This window comes from Methylobacterium gossipiicola (assembly GCF_900113485.1).
Lineage (GTDB): Bacteria > Pseudomonadota > Alphaproteobacteria > Rhizobiales > Beijerinckiaceae > Methylobacterium > Methylobacterium gossipiicola.
This window is the reverse complement of the sequence record NZ_FOPM01000016.1, coordinates 45,409-62,695: the sequence shown is the minus strand read 5'-3', so window position 1 is coordinate 62,695 and position 17,287 is coordinate 45,409. Positions and strand designations below refer to the sequence as shown.

Genomic DNA, 17,287 nt, shown 5'->3' with positions numbered 1-17,287 from the left:
TCGATAGATCTCCATTGCGAGAGGAACCGCGATGTCCAAACGTATTCAGGCGAAGCACAAGCTCGATCGCCGCATGGGCCAGAACATCTGGGGCCGCCCGAAGAGCCCCGTCAATCGCCGCGAGTACGGCCCCGGCCAGCACGGCCAGCGCCGCAAGGGCAAGATGTCCGACTTCGGCACGCAGCTGCGCGCCAAGCAGAAGCTCAAGGGCTACTACGCCAACATCACCGAGAAGCAGTTCCGCCGCTACTACGCCGAGGCCATCCGCCTCCGTGGCGATTCGGGCGAGAACCTGATCGGCCTGCTCGAGCGCCGCCTCGACGCCGTGGTCTACCGCGCCAAGTTCGTGCCGACCCCGTTCGCCGCGCGCCAGTTCGTCAACCACGGTCACGTCAAGGTCAACGGCCAGCGGGTGAACATCGCCAGCTACCTCGTGAAGACCGGCGACGTCATCGAGGTCAAGGAAGCCTCGAAGCAGCTCGAGATCGTCGTGGTGGCCTCGCAGCTTCCCGAGCGCGACGTGCCGGACTACATCGAGGTGGATCACGCCAAGATGACCGCCCGCGTCACCCGCATCCCGAACCTCGGCGAGGTCCCCTACCCCGTCCAGATGGAACCGAACCTCGTCATCGAGTTCTATTCGCGCTGATCCCGACCGGATCGCAGCCGAATGCGAGAAGGGCCGCCCCGAGGGGCGGCCCTTTTTCGTTGGCCGATCGACCGATAGGAGATGGGGGCGTGAGTCACGGCGTCCCGCCCTCAGCGGGGAAAGCCCGTCCCGCCGCCCGAGGACCGGTTACGGGCCTGAAGGGCGCGCGAGGCGTCCTGCGCACTCGGCGGCAGGGCATTGGGCCCGGCTTCGGATGAGCCGACGCCGCCGAGCCCGGTCGGCCCGGGACCGCGCTCGGACCCATCGCCCCTTTCGAAGGCATAGCCCGCGTTCACCCCGGCATAGAAGCCCGTGAAATCCTCCGCCGCAGGTGGAATCGTGGTCACGACGAGGCCCAGCGCGGCGAGCAAAAAGGTCCGCATCCGTCACTCCGAACAAGGCGATGCCAAAACGCGAAACGGCGACCCGAAGGGGCCGCCGCTCACTGACGTCTCGAAAAGATGGCCGCAAAGCGGCCACCGGGGGTCGATCAATCGTCGACGTGGACGCTCTGGGCCTCGCGGCCCTTCTGACCCTCGACGACGCCGAGAACGACCTGCTGGCCTTCGGCCAGGGAGTCGAGGCCGGCGCGCGACAGGGCGGAGCGGTGCACGAACACGTCCTTGCCACCGTCGTTGACGGAGACGAAGCCGAAGCCCTTGGCCGGGTCGTACCACTTCACGGTGCCGCTCATCTCGGTCGAGGGGCCGCTGGCGAAACGTCCGCCGCCGCCGCGGTCGCTGCTGCCGTAGCGGTCACCGCCGCCGTAGCCGCCACGGTCGCCACCGAAGCGATCACCGCCGAAGCCGCCGGAGCGGGGCGGACGGGAATCGCGCATGGGGGCGGCTTCGGCCGTGGAGGTGTCCACGCTGGTGACATCCGTCACCTGCGGACCCTTCTGGCCCTGGGCCGTATGGACCGTCAGGCGCGTGCCGGGGAGGAGGTCGGCATGGCCAGCGGCTTCGACGGCGCGGATGTGGAGGAAGGCATCGCCCGAGCCGTCGGCCAGCTCGACGAAACCGAAGCCCTTCTCCTTGTTGAACCACTTGACCGTCGCGTCACGCTCCGGTCCCGAGGGGGCTGCCGCCGCCCGCGACGGGCCGCGGTCGTAACCGCCACCGCCGAAACCGCCGCCGTAGCCACCGCCGCTCGGCGGAGCTTGATCGGGCCAACGCGGCTCGGCTCCACCCTCATCGAAGCCGCGCTTCTGCGGCCCCCTGAAATCACGACCACGTCCCATAGAAAGCTCGCAAAAACCGTCCGCCGACCATCATTTCTGAATACCGCGTGCGCGCCATCCCAGACAGCCCACGCTCCGCACTATCATTACCCCCGGCAGCGGTGACCAAGAATAACGCCTTAGTCCTGACCGAAATGCGCCTTTCTCGCAAGGTGCATTTCCCCTGCGGCGTAGGGGTTCCGTCATTTTCGTGCGGCAAAATGCGGTGCCCGCCTCCGGGTCCCGGTGAAGAGTTCGGAAAGACTCCCTTCCGTCCTGGTTCGGAAAACGCGAAATTCGCGCCCGGGATTTGGTCGTTAGGAAAACGAAAAGGACGTTGCCTCAAGATCATACGGGACCGTTCGGAGGAGCGGACCGGAGTCGAATGCCGCCATCATGATCGCCACACCGACCTTCCCGGACCTTTCCGCCCTGGTGGTGGACGAGAGCCTGTATATCCGCCGCATCGTGCGCGACATGCTCATGCGCGTCGGCATCAAACGCGTCCTCGAAGCCCCCGACGGGGCCGAGGCCCTCGGCGCGCTGGCCGAGAGCAAACCGGACCTCACGATCATCGATTGGGACCTGGCGATCATCTCGGGGGAAGAGTTCATCCGCCTCGCCCGCACCCCGAGCACCTCGCCCTCCCCCACGGTGCCGATCATCCTCATGCTCGGGCAGCCGCGCCGCAACGTCGTCGACCGGGCGATTTCGCTCGGGGTCAACGAGGTGATCGCCAAGCCGTTCTCGCCGAAGACCCTGTGGACGCGCCTCGACGAGGTGATCAATCGGCCGCGCCCGTTCTCGCAGGTGAAGAGCCTGCTGCGGCCAGTGTCGCGCACATCCCCGGCCGGCAAGCCGAGCTGATCCGCCCCGGCCGGCAAGCCGAGCTGATCCGCCGCACGACCTCCCGCAACGGCTGTGCGCAGGCGATCCGGCCAAGCATATCAGGGCTTTGCAGTTTGCCTGCGAGCCCTGTACCTTGGTCGATGAATGATGATCCGGCTCTCCGCCTGGGATCACGCGCCAAGGAATTCGGCACAGCCGATGCGGGAAGAGAGCACCGCGACCATACCGGTCGGCCCTGCGGCCCGGCCGATCACACCGACGGCGCCCCCCGGGGGAACGCCGCGCTCGGAGGGGTCCGGTGTCACCCATCGGCCGACACGCCGCAATGCCTACGCGGCCCTCGATCTCGGCACCAACAATTGCCGCCTGCTCATCGCCGAACCAGCCTCCCACGGCTTCCGGGTCATCGATGCGTTCTCACGGATCGTGCGCCTCGGTGAAGGTCTCGGGAACGCGGACCGCCTGAGTGAGCCGGCCATCGAGCGGACCATCGACGCCCTGAGGGTGTGCCGCGCCAAGATGCAGGCGCGCGGCGTCGTCCGCGCCAAGATCATCGCCACGGAAGCCTGCCGCCTCGCCGTCAACGGCGCAGCCTTCGTCGAGCGGGTGCGCGACGAGGTCGGCCTCGACCTCGAGATCGTCGACCGCCAGACGGAGGCCTACCTCGCCGTGACGGGGTGCGCGGCGTTGGCCGACCCGTATGCGGAATCGGTGGTGATCTTCGACATCGGCGGCGGCTCCACGGAGATCGCCTGGCTCGACGGGGCGGCGACCAATCCGTCCACGGACCCGACCCTGCGCATCCGGGCCTGGGATTCCCTGCCCGTGGGGGTGGTGACCCTCGCCGAGCGCCACGGCGGCGCCGATGTCACCCGCCTGACCTTCGAGGGCATGGTGGAGGAGGTGGCCGACATGCTGTCCCGCTTCGCCATCCGGGCGGCGCCAGCGGCCAATGCCCGGCACTTCCACCTGCTCGGGACCTCCGGCACCGTGACGACGCTGGCCGCCATGCACCTGCGCCTCGCCCGCTACGAGCGCCGCCGGGTGGACGGCCTCTGGATGAGCGACGGCGAGGTCGGCGGCGCCATCGACGATCTCCTCGACACCCGCCTCGACCAGCGCGCCGACAATCCGTGCATCGGTCGCGACCGGGCCGACCTCGTCCTGGCGGGCTGCGCCATCCTAGAGGCGATTCGCCGGGCCTTCCCGTCCGACCGCCTGCGCATCGCCGATCGCGGCCTGCGCGAGGGGCTCTTGATGAACATGATGCGTGAGGACGGCGTCTGGCGCCGTGGGGGTTACCGGTGAGCGACAGGCGTGGTGCCGGCGCGGGTTTGCGCGGCGAACTCAAGCAACGGGTCAAAACCGGACGTGGCCGCACGGCCTCGCAGAAGCGCTGGCTGGAGCGCCAGCTCAACGATCCCTACGTGGCCAGGGCCAAGCGCGAGGGCTACCGTTCGCGGGCGGCGTTCAAACTCATCGAGATCGACGAGCGGTTCAAACTCCTGAAGCCCGGCCAGCGCATCGTCGATCTCGGCGCCGCCCCCGGTGGCTGGTCGCAGGTGGCGGCCAAGATCGTCGGCGGTTCGGGGCGGATCGTCGGAATCGATCTCCTGGAGATCGAGCCGATGACCGGCGTCGAATTCATCACCCTCGACTTCCTCGATCCGAAGGCGCCCGAGATCCTCACGGACCTCCTCGGGGGACCGGCCGACCTCGTTCTCTCCGACATGGCCGCCAACACCACCGGCCACAAGCAGACCGACCACCTGCGCATCATCGGTCTGGCCGAAACGGCGGCCGAGTTCGCCCGCGAAATCCTGGCCCCCGGCGGGTCCTACCTCGCCAAGGTGTTCCAGGGGGGCACCGAGGGCACGCTGCTCGCCGATCTCAAGCGTGATTTCGCCGCCGTGCGCCACGTGAAGCCGAATGCCAGCCGCGCCGATTCGAGCGAACTCTACGTTCTGGCCACGGGCTATCGCGGCGCGCGCTCCGCCCCGGACACGGAGTGATCCGGCCGAGGCGCTGGAAAACCCACCCCGGTTTCCCATCTTGAGGGTAGGCGGCATCCCGCTGCCCCGTTGGGAGATGACGCATGACGACCGAACGCGCCGTGCTGGCCGGAGGCTGCTTCTGGGGCATGCAGGATCTCATCCGCAAACAGCCGGGCGTCGTCGCGACGCGCGTGGGCTATTCCGGCGGCGAAGTGGCGAACGCCACCTACCGCAACCACGGCAACCATGCCGAGGCGATTGAAATCCTCTTCGATCCGGCGGTGATGAGCTACCGGACCCTGCTGGAGTTCTTCTTCCAGATTCACGATCCGACGACGCCCAATCGGCAGGGCAACGATCGCGGCCCCGGCTACCGGTCGGCGATCTTCTACGAGAACGCGGACCAGAAAGCCGTGGCGGAAGACACCATCGCGGATGTCAACGCATCGGGCCTGTGGCCGGGCCGGGTCGTCACCGAGGTGGCGCCCGTCGGCGATTTCTGGGAGGCCGAGCCTGAACACCAGGATTATCTGGAGCGCATTCCGGACGGCTATACCTGCCACTTCGTCCGTCCGAACTGGCGGCTGCCCCACCGGTCCGTTGCCCCCGAGGCCGTCAAGCCGGAGGCCGCGCCGGCCTCACCGGCATAGGTCGTACCGTTTCCGTATCATCACCTCGGATCGCCGAACATAGACGGGCCCTCCCTCCCTGCCGGGAGTGAGAGCCCAAATCCGTAGCGGACGGAATCGATCCTGCCTGACATCGAATCAGACGGTGATGTCGAGGACGCGCTTTTCCATATCGAGGGAGGAGCGCAGCACGGCCGCGTTCAAGGACACGTCGTTCTTATTGGCAATGAGTTCCAGCGCCATGCTGGACAGGCTGATCTGAGTCGGCGAAGGCAAGCTTGTGCCGATCGTGACGACATCCTTCGCGGTCTCGGCATAATGTTGCATCGCCAGCGCTATTCCGCCGCTGCTGATCGATACTGCGTTGATCATGGTCTTCCCCCTCTCGTCAGCATGAGGGAAGCACAGCCCGCCTTAAGCGAAACGCACGGGATTATCTTGCATTTGAGCGATCCCGCCTTTCACTGTGCGTGACCCCGGCTCGTCGAAGCGCCCGCTTGACCGGAGGCCGGACCGGCGCCACCTCAGCGCCGACGCGACCGCGCGCCCCATCCAAGGATTGCCCGATGATCGACCTGTATTACTGGCCGACGCCGAACGGTCACAAGGTGACGCTGTTCCTTGAGGAAGCCGGCCTACCCTACACGATCAAGCCGGTGAACATCGGCGCGGGCGACCAGTTCAAGCCGGACTTTCTCGCCATCGCGCCGAACAACCGGATGCCGGCCATCGTCGATCACGCGCCGGAGGGCGGCGGCGAACCGGTCTCCCTGTTCGAGTCCGGCGCGATTCTGCTCTACCTCGCCGAGAAGACCGGACGCTTCATCGCCCCCGACCTGCGCGGCCGCGCCGAGGTCCTGCAATGGCTGTTCTGGCAGATGGGCGGCCTCGGGCCGATGCTCGGCCAGAACCACCACTTTTCACAATACGCACCCGAGACGATTCCCTACGCCATCACGCGCTACGTGAACGAGACCAACCGCCTCTACGGCGTCCTCGACCGGCGCCTCGCCGATCGGGCGTATGTCGCTGGCGCGGCGTATTCCATCGCCGACATGGCGGCCTATCCGTGGATCGTGCCGTACGAGAAGCAGGGCCAGACCCTGGACGACTTCCCCCACCTGAAACGGTGGTTCACCGCCATCGCCGAGCGTCCGGCGACGCGGGCGGCCTATGCCCGCGCCCCGGAGGTCAACCCCGATCACGGTAAGACCATGAGCGAGGATGCCAAGAAGGTGATGTTCGGCCAGACCGCGAAGGGCCGTGGCTGAGGCTCAGCGCTTTAAAGAATCCAGCGGCACCGGGGCGGCATGCGGGCGCGTTGCCAGCATGCCGTCGATGAGGGCGAGTACCTCCGCCCGGCCGCAATTCGCCGCCGGCTCGAACGGCGTCCAGGTCTGGGTGAAGTCGAGGGCGGCGAAGACGTCGCGGTAGCGGCGCAGTTCGTCGGTGGTCAGCGGCACCCCGCGCACGAACGCCTTGTGCGCCGAGATGGTGACGGCCCGGCGAAAATCGGCCGGGTCGAGTTCGAACTTCAGGGCATCGCCGCAGAACAGGATTTTTCGCGACCGGTCGAACAGAACGGCGTGACCGTCGAAATGGCCGGCCGTGCGGTGAAGCTCCAGCCCGGGCAGCGGTTCGAGAAAGTCGTCGTAGGGCCAGGAGACCTGCAGGGCCGCGCTCCAGACGAAGTCGGCGGCCGGCAAGCAGAGTTCCGGATCGAACCGGTCTTGCAGCTGCACGAGGGCACCGTAGGCGTGGGGATGAGAGGAGGACAGCACCTGCATTCCGCCAAGAGATGCGATGTGCTTGAGCGCCGCCTCGCTGAAGACCGGGCACGCCTCGAAGCCCATATTCCCCTGCGGCGTCTGGATCAGATAGGCGCTTGGGCCGATGCCGGATACCGGATCGTTCCAGAACCGCCAGACCCCCGGCTCCAGCTCTTCCCAATGGCAGGGAAAGCGCGCTTGGGCCTCGGCCTCCGTCCAGAATTGCCACCCGCCCTGCGGCACCACGTGGCGCGCATCGAGGCACATGGGGCAGGCGGCCGGCACGGTGAAATGACGTTGCCAGAACCCGCAATTGTCACAGGTATAGGCCGGCAGGGCGAGGGCGCCCGCGAAGGGCAGGTAACCGGGCGACACGGGCGTTCCTCGGATGGCATTGCAGGTGGCGTCGGCAGAGCGGGCCGAGCATAAGGCAATGACCCATATAGGCGGGCGCGTGGCCGGTTCGAGTCGGCCAAATGCCTGAACACCAACGGAGGATCATGCCCGTCCCCTCGATCGCCTTCGATCTCACCCGCCTCATCACCCGCCTGCGCCATGCCAGCCCGAGCGGCATCGACCGGGTCGATCTCGCCTATGCCCGTCATGTCCTCGGGCAGAGCGGCGCGCGCTTCGGCCTCGTCTCGACGGCGTTCGGCCCGAAGGTTCTGGAGCGCGAACACGCCCTCGCCATCGTCGAAGCGGTGGCGGCGGGCTGGATCGAGGATCGCGCGGCCGAGGACGATCCGGTCTATCGCCGCCTCGCCGCCACCCTCGGGGCACCGATCCGGGATGGGGCCGGAGCCGCCCCGGCTCTGCGACGTCCGGATGTCCGCGCCCGGCGCATCCTGCAAATGCGTACCGGCCTGACGATCTTCCGCGCGCGCGGTCCCGAGCGCCTGCCGCGCGGCACGGTCTACCTTCACACCTCGCACCTGCGTCTCGACCGCCCGGAGCGGTTCGACTGGCTCTACGACCGGCGCGACATCCGTCCGGTCTTCTTCGTCCACGACCTCATCCCCATCGCGTATCCCGAATACGGCCGGCCCGGCGAGGCCGAGCGCCATGCCGTCCGCATGGGCACCATCGCGGCCCATGCGGACCATGTCCTCGTGAACTCGTCGGACGTGGCGGCGCATTTCGGGGGCTACCTCGCGGCGCGTAACTTGGCCGCCAAACCCACCACGGTGGCGTGGCTCGGCGTCGAGCCCGTCTTCCGACGCGCGACCGCCGAGCCGAACCTCGTGCCGGACCGCCCGACCTTCGTGACCTGCGGCACCATCGAACCGCGCAAGAACCATCTCGGCCTGCTCAATCTCTGGCGCGACCTCACCCAGCGCCACGGGCCGGCGACGCCGCGTCTGGTCCTCGTTGGACGGCGCGGCTGGGAGGCGGAGAACATCATCGACATGCTCGATCGCTGCCCGGCCATGCGGGACCACGTCGTCGAGGTCGGCGGCCTCTCCAGTCACGGCCTGGCGCGTCTGCTTCAAGGCGCCACCGCCCTGCTGATGCCGTCCTTCGCGGAGGGATACGGCCTGCCCGTGGTCGAGGCGGCGGCCTGCGGCCTGCCCGTGGTCGCCTCCGACATCGCCGTCCACCGTGAGATCGGCGGCGGCTTCGCCCACCTCCTCGATCCCCTCGACGGTTCCGGCTGGCGCGGGGCCGTGGAAGCCCTGAGCGCGCCGGGCTCGTCCCTTCGGGCGGATCTCCGGGCGCGCCTCGACGACTATGCGCCCCCGGATTGGGCGGCGCATTTCAGGACCGTCGACGCGGTGCTGGGCGAGCGCGTCGCGGCCCTGCCGACACCTGAACGGGGTTCGAAGCAAAACCCGTGACCGCCTTTGTGAAACCTGTTTAGACAGAACCGAACAGCAGAGGATGACGCGATGAAGGTGGTCGATCTGGACCGGGATGCGATCAAGGCGGGGTTGGCCGACGGCACGCTCCTGCTCATTGATGTGCGCGAGGCGCACGAATACGACAGCGGTCATATCCCGGGGTCGGTCACGCATCCCCTTTCGGCCTTCGATCCGGCCGCCCTCTCGGCCCTCGTGTCAGAGGACGGACGGCGACCGGTCTTCTCCTGTGCCGCCGGGGTACGGTCCCTTCATGCCCTGGCGGCGGCGCAGCGGGCCGGCCTCGCCATCGAGGCGCATTACGTCGGCGGATTCAAGGACTGGTACGCCGCCGGAGAAACCATCGCGCGCTAGAACACCGGCATCCCGTTTTCACGCGATAGCACTGCCAAGTGCCGTGGCGTTCGGGGCGACCATGTGCGTCAGCGCACGACACGACCGAGACCGGACGTCTAGCTCGCAGGGCATAGGGATTATCGATATGCGCAGGCGCCTGCTGTTTCGCTTTCTTCCGGCCCTCGGCCTCGCTCTGGCGGGGCTGCCAGCCCTCGCGCAGGCGCCCGGCGGGCCACCGCCGAAGGTGACGACCGCCAAGCCCGTGGTGCGCGAGATCGTCGAGACCGACATGTACACGGGCCGCTTCGATCCCGTGGAGATCGTCGATGTCCGCGCCCGCGTCACGGGCTACCTCGAAAAGGTAAACTTTCAGGACGGCGCATCCGTCAAGAAGGGCGATCTGCTCTTCGTCATCGACCGGCGGCCCTACAAGGCCGCCCTCGATCAGGCGCAGGCCGCCCTGGTCTCGGCCAAGGCCCGTCTCAACTTCTCGCAGACCGACCTCGACCGCGCCCAAACGCTCAGCAAGTCCGGTAACATCTCCGAGCAGGTGACGGACCAGCGCCGGCAGGCGTCTCAGACCGCCCAGGCCGATGTCGACAGCGCCGACGCGCAGCTGCGTCAGGCCCAGCTCAACTACGACTTCACGGAGGTGAAGGCGCCGATTTCCGGCCGCATCAGCCGACGCCTCGTCACCGAGGGCAACATCGTCATCACCGATCAAACCCTGCTGACGACCATCGTGTCCCTCGATCCGATCTATTTCGGCTTCACCGTCGATGAGCGCTCGTTCCTGAAGTACCAGGGGACGCTCGGCATCGGCATGGGCCAGACCCAGCGGGGCAAGGGCGTCCCGATCCTCATCGCCCTCACGGGCGACGAGAAGCCGACCCGCAAGGGCGTCCTCGACTTCGTGGACAACCGCGTCGACAACGCCACCGGTACAGTACTGCTGCGGGCCACCGTCGAGAACCCGGACGGCTTCATCAAGCCCGGACTGTTCGGCGTCGTCTCCCTGCCGGCCACGAAGCCCTTCCAGGGCGTGCTCCTGCCGGACGATGCCATCGCGTCCAATCAGGACAAGCGCATCGTGTACCTCGTGGCCGAGGACGGCACGGTGTCGGCCCGCGAGGTCAAGCTCGGCCCGAAGGTCGACGGTTACCGGGTGATCAGCGGCGGGCTCAAGGGCGACGAGAATGTCGTGGTCAACGGCCTGTCCCGCGTGCGACCGGGCGCGAAGGTCACGGCCGAATCGACCACGCTTCCGCCGAGCAAGAGCTGACGGGGATCCCCCGGCCCACCGGGTCGTGACCCGAGACGGCGCCCGGCGGATCGCCGGCCGCCATCGACACTGAACGGACCCTCGGATCGCCGGCGATCCGAGGGTCCGACCGCTGACGAACAGACGGTCCCGTCCGGGTCGCACGGCCCGGGGCGGCGAGAGGTTCACCCGATGCGTTTTGCCCACTTCTTCGTCGACCGACCGATCTTCGCGTCCGTGACGTCGATCATCTTCCTGATCCTCGGCTACGTGTCGTACGAGTCCCTTCCGGTCTCGCAGTATCCCGAGATCGTGCCGCCCACCGTGGTGGTGCGCGCCTCCTATCCGGGCGCCAATGCCGAGACCGTGGCGGCCACCATCGCCACACCCATCGAGCAGGAGGTGAACGGCGTCGACAACATGCTCTACATGACGTCGTTGTCGACCAACGACGGCAACATGCAGCTCACCGTTACGTTCAAGGTCGGCACCAACCTCGATATCGCCAACGTGCTGGTGCAGAACCGCCTCTCGGTCGCCCAGCCGCGCCTGCCGCCCGACGTGCGCAACCTCGGCGTCACCGTCCGCAAGGCCTCGCCCGACCTGATGCTCGTGGTGCACGTGCTGTCGCCGGACAACACCTACGACCAGAACTACCTCTCGAACTACATCTACCTGCGCATCCGCGACGAGCTGCTACGCCTCGATGGTGTCGGCGACATCACGGTGTTCGGCGGCAGCGAGTATGCCCTGCGCATCTGGCTCGACCCGAACAAGCTCGCGGCCTACGGCCTCTCGACCACGGACGTCCTGACCGCCCTGCAGGAGCAGAACGTCCAGGTGGCGTCGGGCGCACTCGGCGCGCCGCCGGCCCCGGCCTCGAACGCCTTCCAGCTCGTGGTCCAGTCGCAGGGACGGTTCCAGACGCCGGAGGAGTTCACCGAGGTCATCGTCAAGGCCTCCGACGGACGTCTCGTGCGGATCAAGGATATCGCCCGTACGGAGATGGGCCAGAAGGACTACACCACCCAGTCCTTCCTCAACTCGACCCCGGCGGTGGGCGTCGGCGTGTTCCAGCGGCCAGGGACCAACGCCCTTGAGGCGGCGGCCCAGGTCCGCCAGACCATGGACGTCATCGCCAAGAACTTCCCACCCGGCGTCGAGTACAAGATCGCCTACAACCCCACGGAGTTCATCGAGGAATCGGTCCACGAGGTCTACAAGACCCTGTTCGAGGCCGTCGTCCTCGTGGTCATCGTGGTGCTGGTGTTCCTCCAGAGCTGGCGCACGGCCCTGATCCCGGTGATCGCGATTCCTGTCTCGCTCATCGGCACCTTCGCGGCCATGGCGGCCTTCGGCTTCTCGGTGAACAACCTGACGCTGTTCGGCCTCGTGCTCGCCATCGGCATCGTGGTCGACGACGCCATCGTGGTGGTGGAGAACGTCGAGCGCAACATGGCCGAGGGGCTCTCCCCCGGCGACGCCGCGCACAAGACCATGGACGAGGTCGGCGGCGCCGTGGTCGCCATCGCCCTGGTGCTGTCGGCGGTGTTCATCCCCACCGCCTTCATTCCGGGCATCTCGGGGCAGTTCTACAAGCAGTTCGCCCTCACCATCGCGGCGTCGACCATCATCTCGATGTTCAACTCGCTGACCCTGTCGCCGGCGCTCTGCAAGCTGCTCCTCAAGCCGCATCACGAGCACAAGCCGCCGCGGTTCTTCGTGGCGCGCTTCATCGCGTGGTGCGCCAACACCTTCAACCGCGGCTTCGACGCCCTGTCGAACGGCTACGCCCGCGTGATCCAGTTCCTCACCGGACGGACCATCGGCCTCCTCGCCATGCTCCTCGTCTATGGCGGCGTCCTCGCCGCCACCCTGCACCTCGTCAATACCGTGCCGACGGGCTTCATCCCGCAGCAGGACCAGGGTTATCTCATCGGCGTCGTCCAGCTGCCGGCGGGCTCGGCCCTGGAGCGGACCACCAAGGTGGTGCGGCACGCCGCCGACTTAGCCCGCCAGGTCGACGGCGTCGCCAACGCGGTCATCATCTCAGGGTTCGACGGCGCCACCTTCACCAACACCACCAACGGCGCGGTGATGTTCCTCACCCTCAAGGGGGCGAAGGAGCGCGCCGCCACGGGCCGTACCGCCGCCGCCATCACGGGCGACGTGTTCAAGGCCACCGCCGGCATCCAGGAAGCCCGCGTGCTGTTCATCCCGCCGCCGCCCGTGCGCGGCCTCGGCAATGGCGGCGGCTTCAAGATGCAGATCGAGAGCCGCCAGAGCTCGGCCATCGGCCCCCTGCTGGCGGCCGCCAACGAGGTTCTGGGGCAGGCCAACCAGAGCAAGGAGGTGCAGCGCGTCTTCACCACCTTCGGCAACGACACGCCGCAGCTCTTCATCGAGATCGACCGCACCATGGCGCGGATGCTGAACGTGCCCCTGCCCAGCGTGTTCTCGACCCTGCAGGCCAATCTCGGCGGCGCCTACGTCAACGACTTCAACGCCTTCGGCCGTATCTACCAGGTCCGGATGCAGGCCGACGCGCCCTACCGCCTGGAGAAGCGGGACATCGAGCAGCTGAAGGTCCGCTCCTCCACGGGCGCCCTGGTGCCCATGGGAACCCTGGCCTCGATCCGCGAGATCACCGGTCCCCAGATCGTCCAGCGCTTCAACCTGTTCTACTCGGTGCCGATCCAGGGCGACGCCAAGCCAGGCATTTCCACGGGTCAGGCCCTCGACGCGATGGAGAAGATCGCCCAGTCCCTGCCGGAGGGCTATTCCTACGACTGGACCGAGATCGCCTTCCAGCAGAAGGCCACGGGCAACACCGCCGTGTACGTGTTTGCCCTCGGCGTGCTCCTCGTCTTCCTCGTGCTGGCCGCCCAGTACGAATCCTGGGCCCTGCCGCTGGCCATCATCCTGGTGGTGCCCACCGGCGTGCTCGCGGCCCTTTCGGCGGTGCAGTTCCGGGGGCAGGACAACAACATCCTGACTCAGATCGGACTCATCGTGCTGGTCGGTCTCGCAGCCAAGAACGCCATCCTCATCGTGGAGTTCGCGCACCAACTGGAGGAGACGGAGCACAAGGGACCGGTGGCCGCCGCCGTCGAGGCCTGCCGCCTGCGCCTGCGCCCGATCCTGATGACGGCCTTCGCGTTCATCCTCGGCACCGTGCCCCTGGTGATCGCCACGGGTCCCGGCGCGGAGATGCGTCAGGCGCTCGGCACCGCCGTGTGCTTCGGCATGATCGGCGCCACGGTGTTCGGCCTATTCCTCACGCCGGTCTTCTACGTGGTGATCCGCAAACTGCTGATCTGGATCGCGAAGAAGCGCGGCAAGGACCCGCACGGCACCACGCCGGATAAGCACGATCCCCACGCCACGCCATCGCACGCGTGAGGATTTCCACCGCTTCGCCCACCGAGATCCGGTGTGCGAAGCCACCTTAGGGGTTGCGCTGGGCAAGGGGGAAAGCTAAGACGCCTCCACCCCAGCAGGGGCGTCGCACCGCTCAACCGGCCCGGCGTATCGCATCTCCCCCAGGGATGCGCATACCGGGATCGAGGGGCGGAACGACGAATTCGGAACGGACGTGACGGAGTATAGCGCAGCCCGGTAGCGCACCTGTCTGGGGGACAGGGGGTCGCAGGTTCAAGTCCTGCTACTCCGACCAATCAAACGGAAGCCTCCGAAAGGTCGGCTTCACCGTTCCGAAGAAAGGCCGGGATGCTTCGCATCCCGGCCTTTTCCGTTTCGTCGGGCCTTTCGGCTTGGGCCGTCTCCGATCAGAAGAAGATCGGCCGGGGGCTGGCCTGATGCTCCGCCAGGACCTCGTCCGTGGCCGGATCGATTTCCTTCAGGACGGCGTCGTAGCCCCAGAGGTCGGAGAGGTGCTGCAACACCCGCTTGGCGTCGTCCCGTTCCAGGGTGATGCGATTGAGCGCCCTGTGGTGCACGATGAGGCGGCGGTCGCCTTCGAGATCGACGTCCATCACCTCGATGTCCGGGTCGAGCCAGGCGACATCGTATTGCCGGGCGAAGGAGCGGCGCATCTTGCGGTAGCCGCGCTCATCGTGGATCGCCTCCACCCGCAGCTCCGACGCGTCTGGATCGTCCACCACGTGGAACAGGCGCATGTCGCGCATGAGCTTGGGACTGAGGAACTGGGCGATGAAGCTCTCGTCGCGGTAATTCGCCCAGATGTCCCGCAGGGTCGCCATGGCGTCGCCCGTGCCGGCGATGTCGGGGAACCAGGCGCGATCCTCGTCGGTCGGTTGTTCGACGATACGGGCGATATCCTGCATCATCGCGAACCCGATGGCGTAGGGATTGTGGCCGTTGTAGCCGCGCTCGTCGTAATTCGGCTGGCGCACCACGTTGGTGTGCGAGGTCAGGAATTCGAGATAGGCCGCCTCGCCGATGAGCCCCTTCCGCGACAGGGAATTCATGATCCGGTAGTGGCAGTAGGTGGCGCAGCCCTCGTTCATCACCTTGGTCTGCCGCTGCGGGTAGAAATACTGCGCCACGAGGCGGACGATGCGCAGGATCTCACGCTGCCACGGCCTGAGGCGCGGGGCCGCCTTCTCGAGGAAGTAGAGCAGGTTCTCCTGCGGCAGTTCGAGGAGGGCCTTGCGGCGCTCGACGGCGACATCGGGGCGGGCGCCGGCGATCTTCTCCGGCAGGGTGCGCCAGAGATCGTTGTAGACCTGCTCGCCATGCTCGGCCCGCTCGCGCTCGCGCCGCTGCTCCGAGGCGAGGTCGGGCCGCTTCTTGCGCGGATAGCGATGGACGCCCTGGTTCATCAGGGCATGGGCCGCATCAAGGACCGATTCCACGGCGGCGTGGCCGTAGCGCTCCTCGCAGCGGGTGATGAAGCCCTTGGCGAAATCGAGGTAGTCGAGGATGCCGTCGGCGTCGGTCCACTGCTTGAACAGATAGTTGTTCTTGAAGAAGTGGTTGTGCCCGAAGGCCGCGTGGGCGATCACCAGGGTCTGCATCGTCGCCGTGTTCTCCTCCATGACGTAGGAGATGCACGGGTTGGAGTTGATGACGATCTCGTAGGCGAGGCCCATCATCCCCCGGCGGTAGCTGGATTCGTGCTGGGCGAAGTGCTTGCCGAAGGACCAGTGCTTGTAGAACAGCGGCATACCGATGGACGCATAGGCATCGAGCATCTGTTCTGCGGTGATGATCTCGATCTGATTCGGATACCAAGACAGGCCGAGTTCCTGGCCAGCGATGGCCTCGCAGGCGTCGTGGATGCGCTTGATGGTGTCGAAGTCCCAATCGTTGCCGGTGAACAGCGGCTTGGCGCCGCTCGCGAGGGGGAATTGTCCGAGTGCCGTCATGCTCCCGCCTCCGCGTTCGCGTCCTTGCGGCCAAAAAGCTCCCGGAACACCGGGTAGATGTCTCGCCGGTGGCTGACCTTACGCATGGCGATGGCCCCGCCCGATTTGGCCAAGCCCTCGTAAGTGCGCCATAGGGTGGTGCGGTGCTCGACGAAGCCGGCCCGTGGCCCGCTCTCGTCGCCGACTTCGAGATAGGCGAAGTGCTGGCAGGCGGGCAGGATGTGGGCGCGCAGCAGCTCGGTGGCCGTCGGCCCGTCCGACGAAACGTTATCGCCGTCCGACGCCTGCGCCGCGTAGATGTTCCAGTCGTTGGGATCGTAGCGCTCGGTGATGACGCGCTTCATCTCGACGAGGGCCGAGGAGACGAGCGTCCCGCCGGTCTCACGCGAGCCGAAGAAAGTCTCCTCGTCCACCTCCGTCGCCTTGTCCGTGTGGCGGATGAACACGATCTCGACGTGGCGGTAGCGCCGGGTCAGGAAGATGTGCAGCAGGATGTAGAAACGCTTGGCCAGATCCTTCATGTGCTCGGTCATGGAGCCCGAGACATCCATGAGGCAGAACATCACCGCCTGCGCCACCGGGCGCGGATAGGGTTCGAAGCGGCGATAGCGCAGGTCGATGGGATCGACGTAGGGAATGCGCTTGGTGCGCTCGCGTAAATGCGCCAGGGCCAAGAGAAGGTCGGGCAGGTCGGGGTGGCTCGAGGGCGTGGCGGCGATCCGCGCCTCGAGGGCCGCGACCTCGTCGGGCTTCGGCCGCTTGAGGGCGATGCGCCGGGACATGGAATTGCGCAAGGTGCGGGTGAGCGCGAGGTTGGCGGGTGAGCCCGAGACCGTGTAGCCGGCCCGTCGGAGCCCCTCCGTCTCGACCACGGACAGACGACGCTTGGCCAGATCCGGCAGTTCGAGGTCTTCGAGGAAGAGTTCGAGGAACTCGTCGCGGGTAAGGACGAACCGGAAGGCGTCCTCGCCGTTCTCCTGCCCCTCGCCGCCCTCGCCGGAGCCCCGGCCGCTGCCCCCCGAGGGCGGACGCTCGATGAGGTCGCCCTCCACATAGGTCTTGTTGCCCGGCAGGATGTGGTCGTGCCGCCCGGTGCCCGATTGGCGGGAGAAACGTGGTTCGCGGACCCCGTCGAGGGGAACCGAGACCCGTCCGTCCTTGCCCAGGTCCTTGATGTCCTTCTCGCGGGCGGATTCCCGGACGGCGCGCTGCGCCATGTCCTTCACGCGGCGCAAGAAGCGCTGGCGATTGGGGAGGCTCTTGCCCCCGGGATTCAAGCGACGATCGACGATGTGCATCCGGTGTGTTTGCCTTCGCCCTCAAAAGTCTCTCGGTCGACGGTCCGGTGGCGGCCGCCGCGTATGGCGGCCGCCC

Annotated in this window: 16 protein-coding genes and 1 tRNA gene; 11 read left to right on the top strand and 6 right to left on the bottom strand. The window is 67.1% G+C overall.

Translation table 11 applies throughout. The annotated features are described in order from the left end of the window. The first annotated feature begins 31 nt into the window (after positions 1–31). Positions 32–649, top strand: coding sequence for a 30S ribosomal protein S4 (gene rpsD, locus BM249_RS14310; protein ID WP_091972925.1), 618 nt, complete (start codon positions 32–34; stop codon positions 647–649). A gap of 110 nt (positions 650–759) precedes the next feature. On the opposite strand, the gene BM249_RS14305 is transcribed toward rpsD, so the two are convergent. Together BM249_RS14305 and BM249_RS22150 are read right to left on the bottom strand one after the other, a co-directional pair. Then, the gene (locus BM249_RS14305; RefSeq protein WP_091972923.1) at positions 760–1,032 is read right to left on the bottom strand and encodes a hypothetical protein; all 273 of its coding nucleotides are present in this window, start codon (positions 1,030–1,032) and stop codon (positions 760–762) included. A 107-nt stretch (positions 1,033–1,139) separates the two neighbouring features. Next, the gene (locus tag BM249_RS22150; RefSeq protein WP_091972921.1) at positions 1,140–1,889 is read right to left on the bottom strand and encodes a cold-shock protein; all 750 of its coding nucleotides are present in this window, start codon (positions 1,887–1,889) and stop codon (positions 1,140–1,142) included. Positions 1,890–2,264: 375 nt separating this feature from the next. Between BM249_RS22150 and BM249_RS14295 the strand changes: the two genes are divergently transcribed. The 4 genes from BM249_RS14295 to msrA all read left to right on the top strand — a co-directional run bounded on the left by BM249_RS14295 (position 2,265) and on the right by msrA (position 5,361). Beyond that, on the top strand, positions 2,265–2,735 hold the full coding sequence (locus BM249_RS14295) for a response regulator (protein ID WP_091972919.1): 471 nt from the start codon (positions 2,265–2,267) through the stop codon (positions 2,733–2,735). A 180-nt stretch (positions 2,736–2,915) separates the two neighbouring features. After that, positions 2,916–4,025 (top strand): Ppx/GppA phosphatase family protein, encoded by a 1,110-nt coding sequence (locus BM249_RS14290; protein WP_244528758.1) that lies wholly within the window; start codon positions 2,916–2,918, stop codon positions 4,023–4,025. Continuing rightward, entirely contained in the window at positions 4,022–4,729 is a 708-nt protein-coding gene (locus BM249_RS14285) for an RlmE family RNA methyltransferase (RefSeq protein ID WP_091972917.1), read from the top strand. The genes BM249_RS14290 and BM249_RS14285 overlap by 4 nt, the downstream gene beginning before the upstream one ends. 83 nt (positions 4,730–4,812) lie before the next feature. After that, on the top strand, positions 4,813–5,361 hold the full coding sequence (gene msrA, locus BM249_RS14280) for a peptide-methionine (S)-S-oxide reductase MsrA (RefSeq protein WP_091972915.1): 549 nt from the start codon (positions 4,813–4,815) through the stop codon (positions 5,359–5,361). 117 nt (positions 5,362–5,478) lie between these two features. Here the strand turns inward: msrA and BM249_RS14275 are convergent, their stop codons facing one another. Continuing rightward, positions 5,479–5,712 (bottom strand): hypothetical protein, encoded by a 234-nt coding sequence (locus BM249_RS14275; RefSeq protein WP_091972913.1) that lies wholly within the window; start codon positions 5,710–5,712, stop codon positions 5,479–5,481. Positions 5,713–5,906: 194 nt separating this feature from the next. Between BM249_RS14275 and BM249_RS14270 the strand changes: the two genes are divergently transcribed. Continuing rightward, the gene (locus BM249_RS14270) at positions 5,907–6,611 is read left to right on the top strand and encodes a glutathione binding-like protein (RefSeq protein ID WP_091972911.1); all 705 of its coding nucleotides are present in this window, start codon (positions 5,907–5,909) and stop codon (positions 6,609–6,611) included. Between the two features lie 3 nt (positions 6,612–6,614). On the opposite strand, the gene BM249_RS14265 is transcribed toward BM249_RS14270, so the two are convergent. Further along, entirely contained in the window at positions 6,615–7,484 is an 870-nt protein-coding gene (locus tag BM249_RS14265) for an MBL fold metallo-hydrolase (RefSeq protein WP_091972909.1), read from the bottom strand. 125 nt (positions 7,485–7,609) lie between these two features. On the opposite strand from BM249_RS14265, the gene BM249_RS14260 reads away from it, so the two are divergent. The 5 genes from BM249_RS14260 (at position 7,610) to BM249_RS14240 (ending at position 14,238) form a co-directional block, all read left to right on the top strand. Next, positions 7,610–8,944 carry a glycosyltransferase family 4 protein gene (locus BM249_RS14260; protein ID WP_091972907.1) on the top strand — a complete coding sequence of 445 codons (1,335 nt, stop codon included), beginning with the start codon at positions 7,610–7,612 and terminating at the stop codon, positions 8,942–8,944. Between the two features lie 51 nt (positions 8,945–8,995). After that, positions 8,996–9,319 carry a rhodanese-like domain-containing protein gene (locus tag BM249_RS14255; protein WP_091972904.1) on the top strand — a complete coding sequence of 108 codons (324 nt, stop codon included), beginning with the start codon at positions 8,996–8,998 and terminating at the stop codon, positions 9,317–9,319. Positions 9,320–9,446: 127 nt separating this feature from the next. Then, positions 9,447–10,583, top strand: coding sequence for an efflux RND transporter periplasmic adaptor subunit (locus tag BM249_RS14250; protein WP_091972902.1), 1,137 nt, complete (start codon positions 9,447–9,449; stop codon positions 10,581–10,583). Positions 10,584–10,754: 171 nt separating this feature from the next. Continuing rightward, entirely contained in the window at positions 10,755–13,964 is a 3,210-nt protein-coding gene (locus BM249_RS14245) for an efflux RND transporter permease subunit (protein ID WP_091972899.1), read from the top strand. A 197-nt stretch (positions 13,965–14,161) separates the two neighbouring features. Continuing rightward, a tRNA-Pro gene (locus tag BM249_RS14240) sits at positions 14,162–14,238 on the top strand. 112 nt (positions 14,239–14,350) lie between these two features. Here BM249_RS14240 and BM249_RS14235 read toward each other — a convergent pair. Both BM249_RS14235 and BM249_RS14230 read right to left on the bottom strand, forming a co-directional pair. Further along, positions 14,351–15,913 carry a SpoVR family protein gene (locus BM249_RS14235; protein ID WP_091972896.1) on the bottom strand — a complete coding sequence of 521 codons (1,563 nt, stop codon included), beginning with the start codon at positions 15,911–15,913 and terminating at the stop codon, positions 14,351–14,353. After that, complete coding sequence (locus tag BM249_RS14230) at positions 15,910–17,211, bottom strand: YeaH/YhbH family protein (protein ID WP_091972893.1); 1,302 nt, start codon at positions 17,209–17,211, stop codon at positions 15,910–15,912. The genes BM249_RS14235 and BM249_RS14230 overlap by 4 nt, the downstream gene beginning before the upstream one ends. Positions 17,212–17,287: the final 76 nt, after the last annotated feature.

What these genes read in the sequence shown, in the direction of transcription:
- rpsD (WP_091972925.1), top strand. Translation starts at nt 32, where the DNA reads ATGTCCAAACGTATTCAGGCGAAGCACAAGCTCGATCGCCGCATGGGC.
- BM249_RS14305 (WP_091972923.1), bottom strand. Translation starts at nt 1,032, where the DNA reads ATGCGGACCTTTTTGCTCGCCGCGCTGGGCCTCGTCGTGACCACGATT.
- BM249_RS22150 (WP_091972921.1), bottom strand. Translation starts at nt 1,889, where the DNA reads ATGGGACGTGGTCGTGATTTCAGGGGGCCGCAGAAGCGCGGCTTCGAT.
- BM249_RS14295 (WP_091972919.1), top strand. Translation starts at nt 2,265, where the DNA reads ATGATCGCCACACCGACCTTCCCGGACCTTTCCGCCCTGGTGGTGGAC.
- BM249_RS14290 (WP_244528758.1), top strand. Translation starts at nt 2,916, where the DNA reads ATGCGGGAAGAGAGCACCGCGACCATACCGGTCGGCCCTGCGGCCCGG.
- msrA (WP_091972915.1), top strand. Translation starts at nt 4,813, where the DNA reads ATGACGACCGAACGCGCCGTGCTGGCCGGAGGCTGCTTCTGGGGCATG.
- BM249_RS14275 (WP_091972913.1), bottom strand. Translation starts at nt 5,712, where the DNA reads ATGATCAACGCAGTATCGATCAGCAGCGGCGGAATAGCGCTGGCGATG.
- BM249_RS14270 (WP_091972911.1), top strand. Translation starts at nt 5,907, where the DNA reads ATGATCGACCTGTATTACTGGCCGACGCCGAACGGTCACAAGGTGACG.
- BM249_RS14260 (WP_091972907.1), top strand. Translation starts at nt 7,610, where the DNA reads ATGCCCGTCCCCTCGATCGCCTTCGATCTCACCCGCCTCATCACCCGC.
- BM249_RS14255 (WP_091972904.1), top strand. Translation starts at nt 8,996, where the DNA reads ATGAAGGTGGTCGATCTGGACCGGGATGCGATCAAGGCGGGGTTGGCC.
- BM249_RS14250 (WP_091972902.1), top strand. Translation starts at nt 9,447, where the DNA reads ATGCGCAGGCGCCTGCTGTTTCGCTTTCTTCCGGCCCTCGGCCTCGCT.
- BM249_RS14245 (WP_091972899.1), top strand. Translation starts at nt 10,755, where the DNA reads ATGCGTTTTGCCCACTTCTTCGTCGACCGACCGATCTTCGCGTCCGTG.
- BM249_RS14235 (WP_091972896.1), bottom strand. Translation starts at nt 15,913, where the DNA reads ATGACGGCACTCGGACAATTCCCCCTCGCGAGCGGCGCCAAGCCGCTG.
- BM249_RS14230 (WP_091972893.1), bottom strand. Translation starts at nt 17,211, where the DNA reads ATGCACATCGTCGATCGTCGCTTGAATCCCGGGGGCAAGAGCCTCCCC.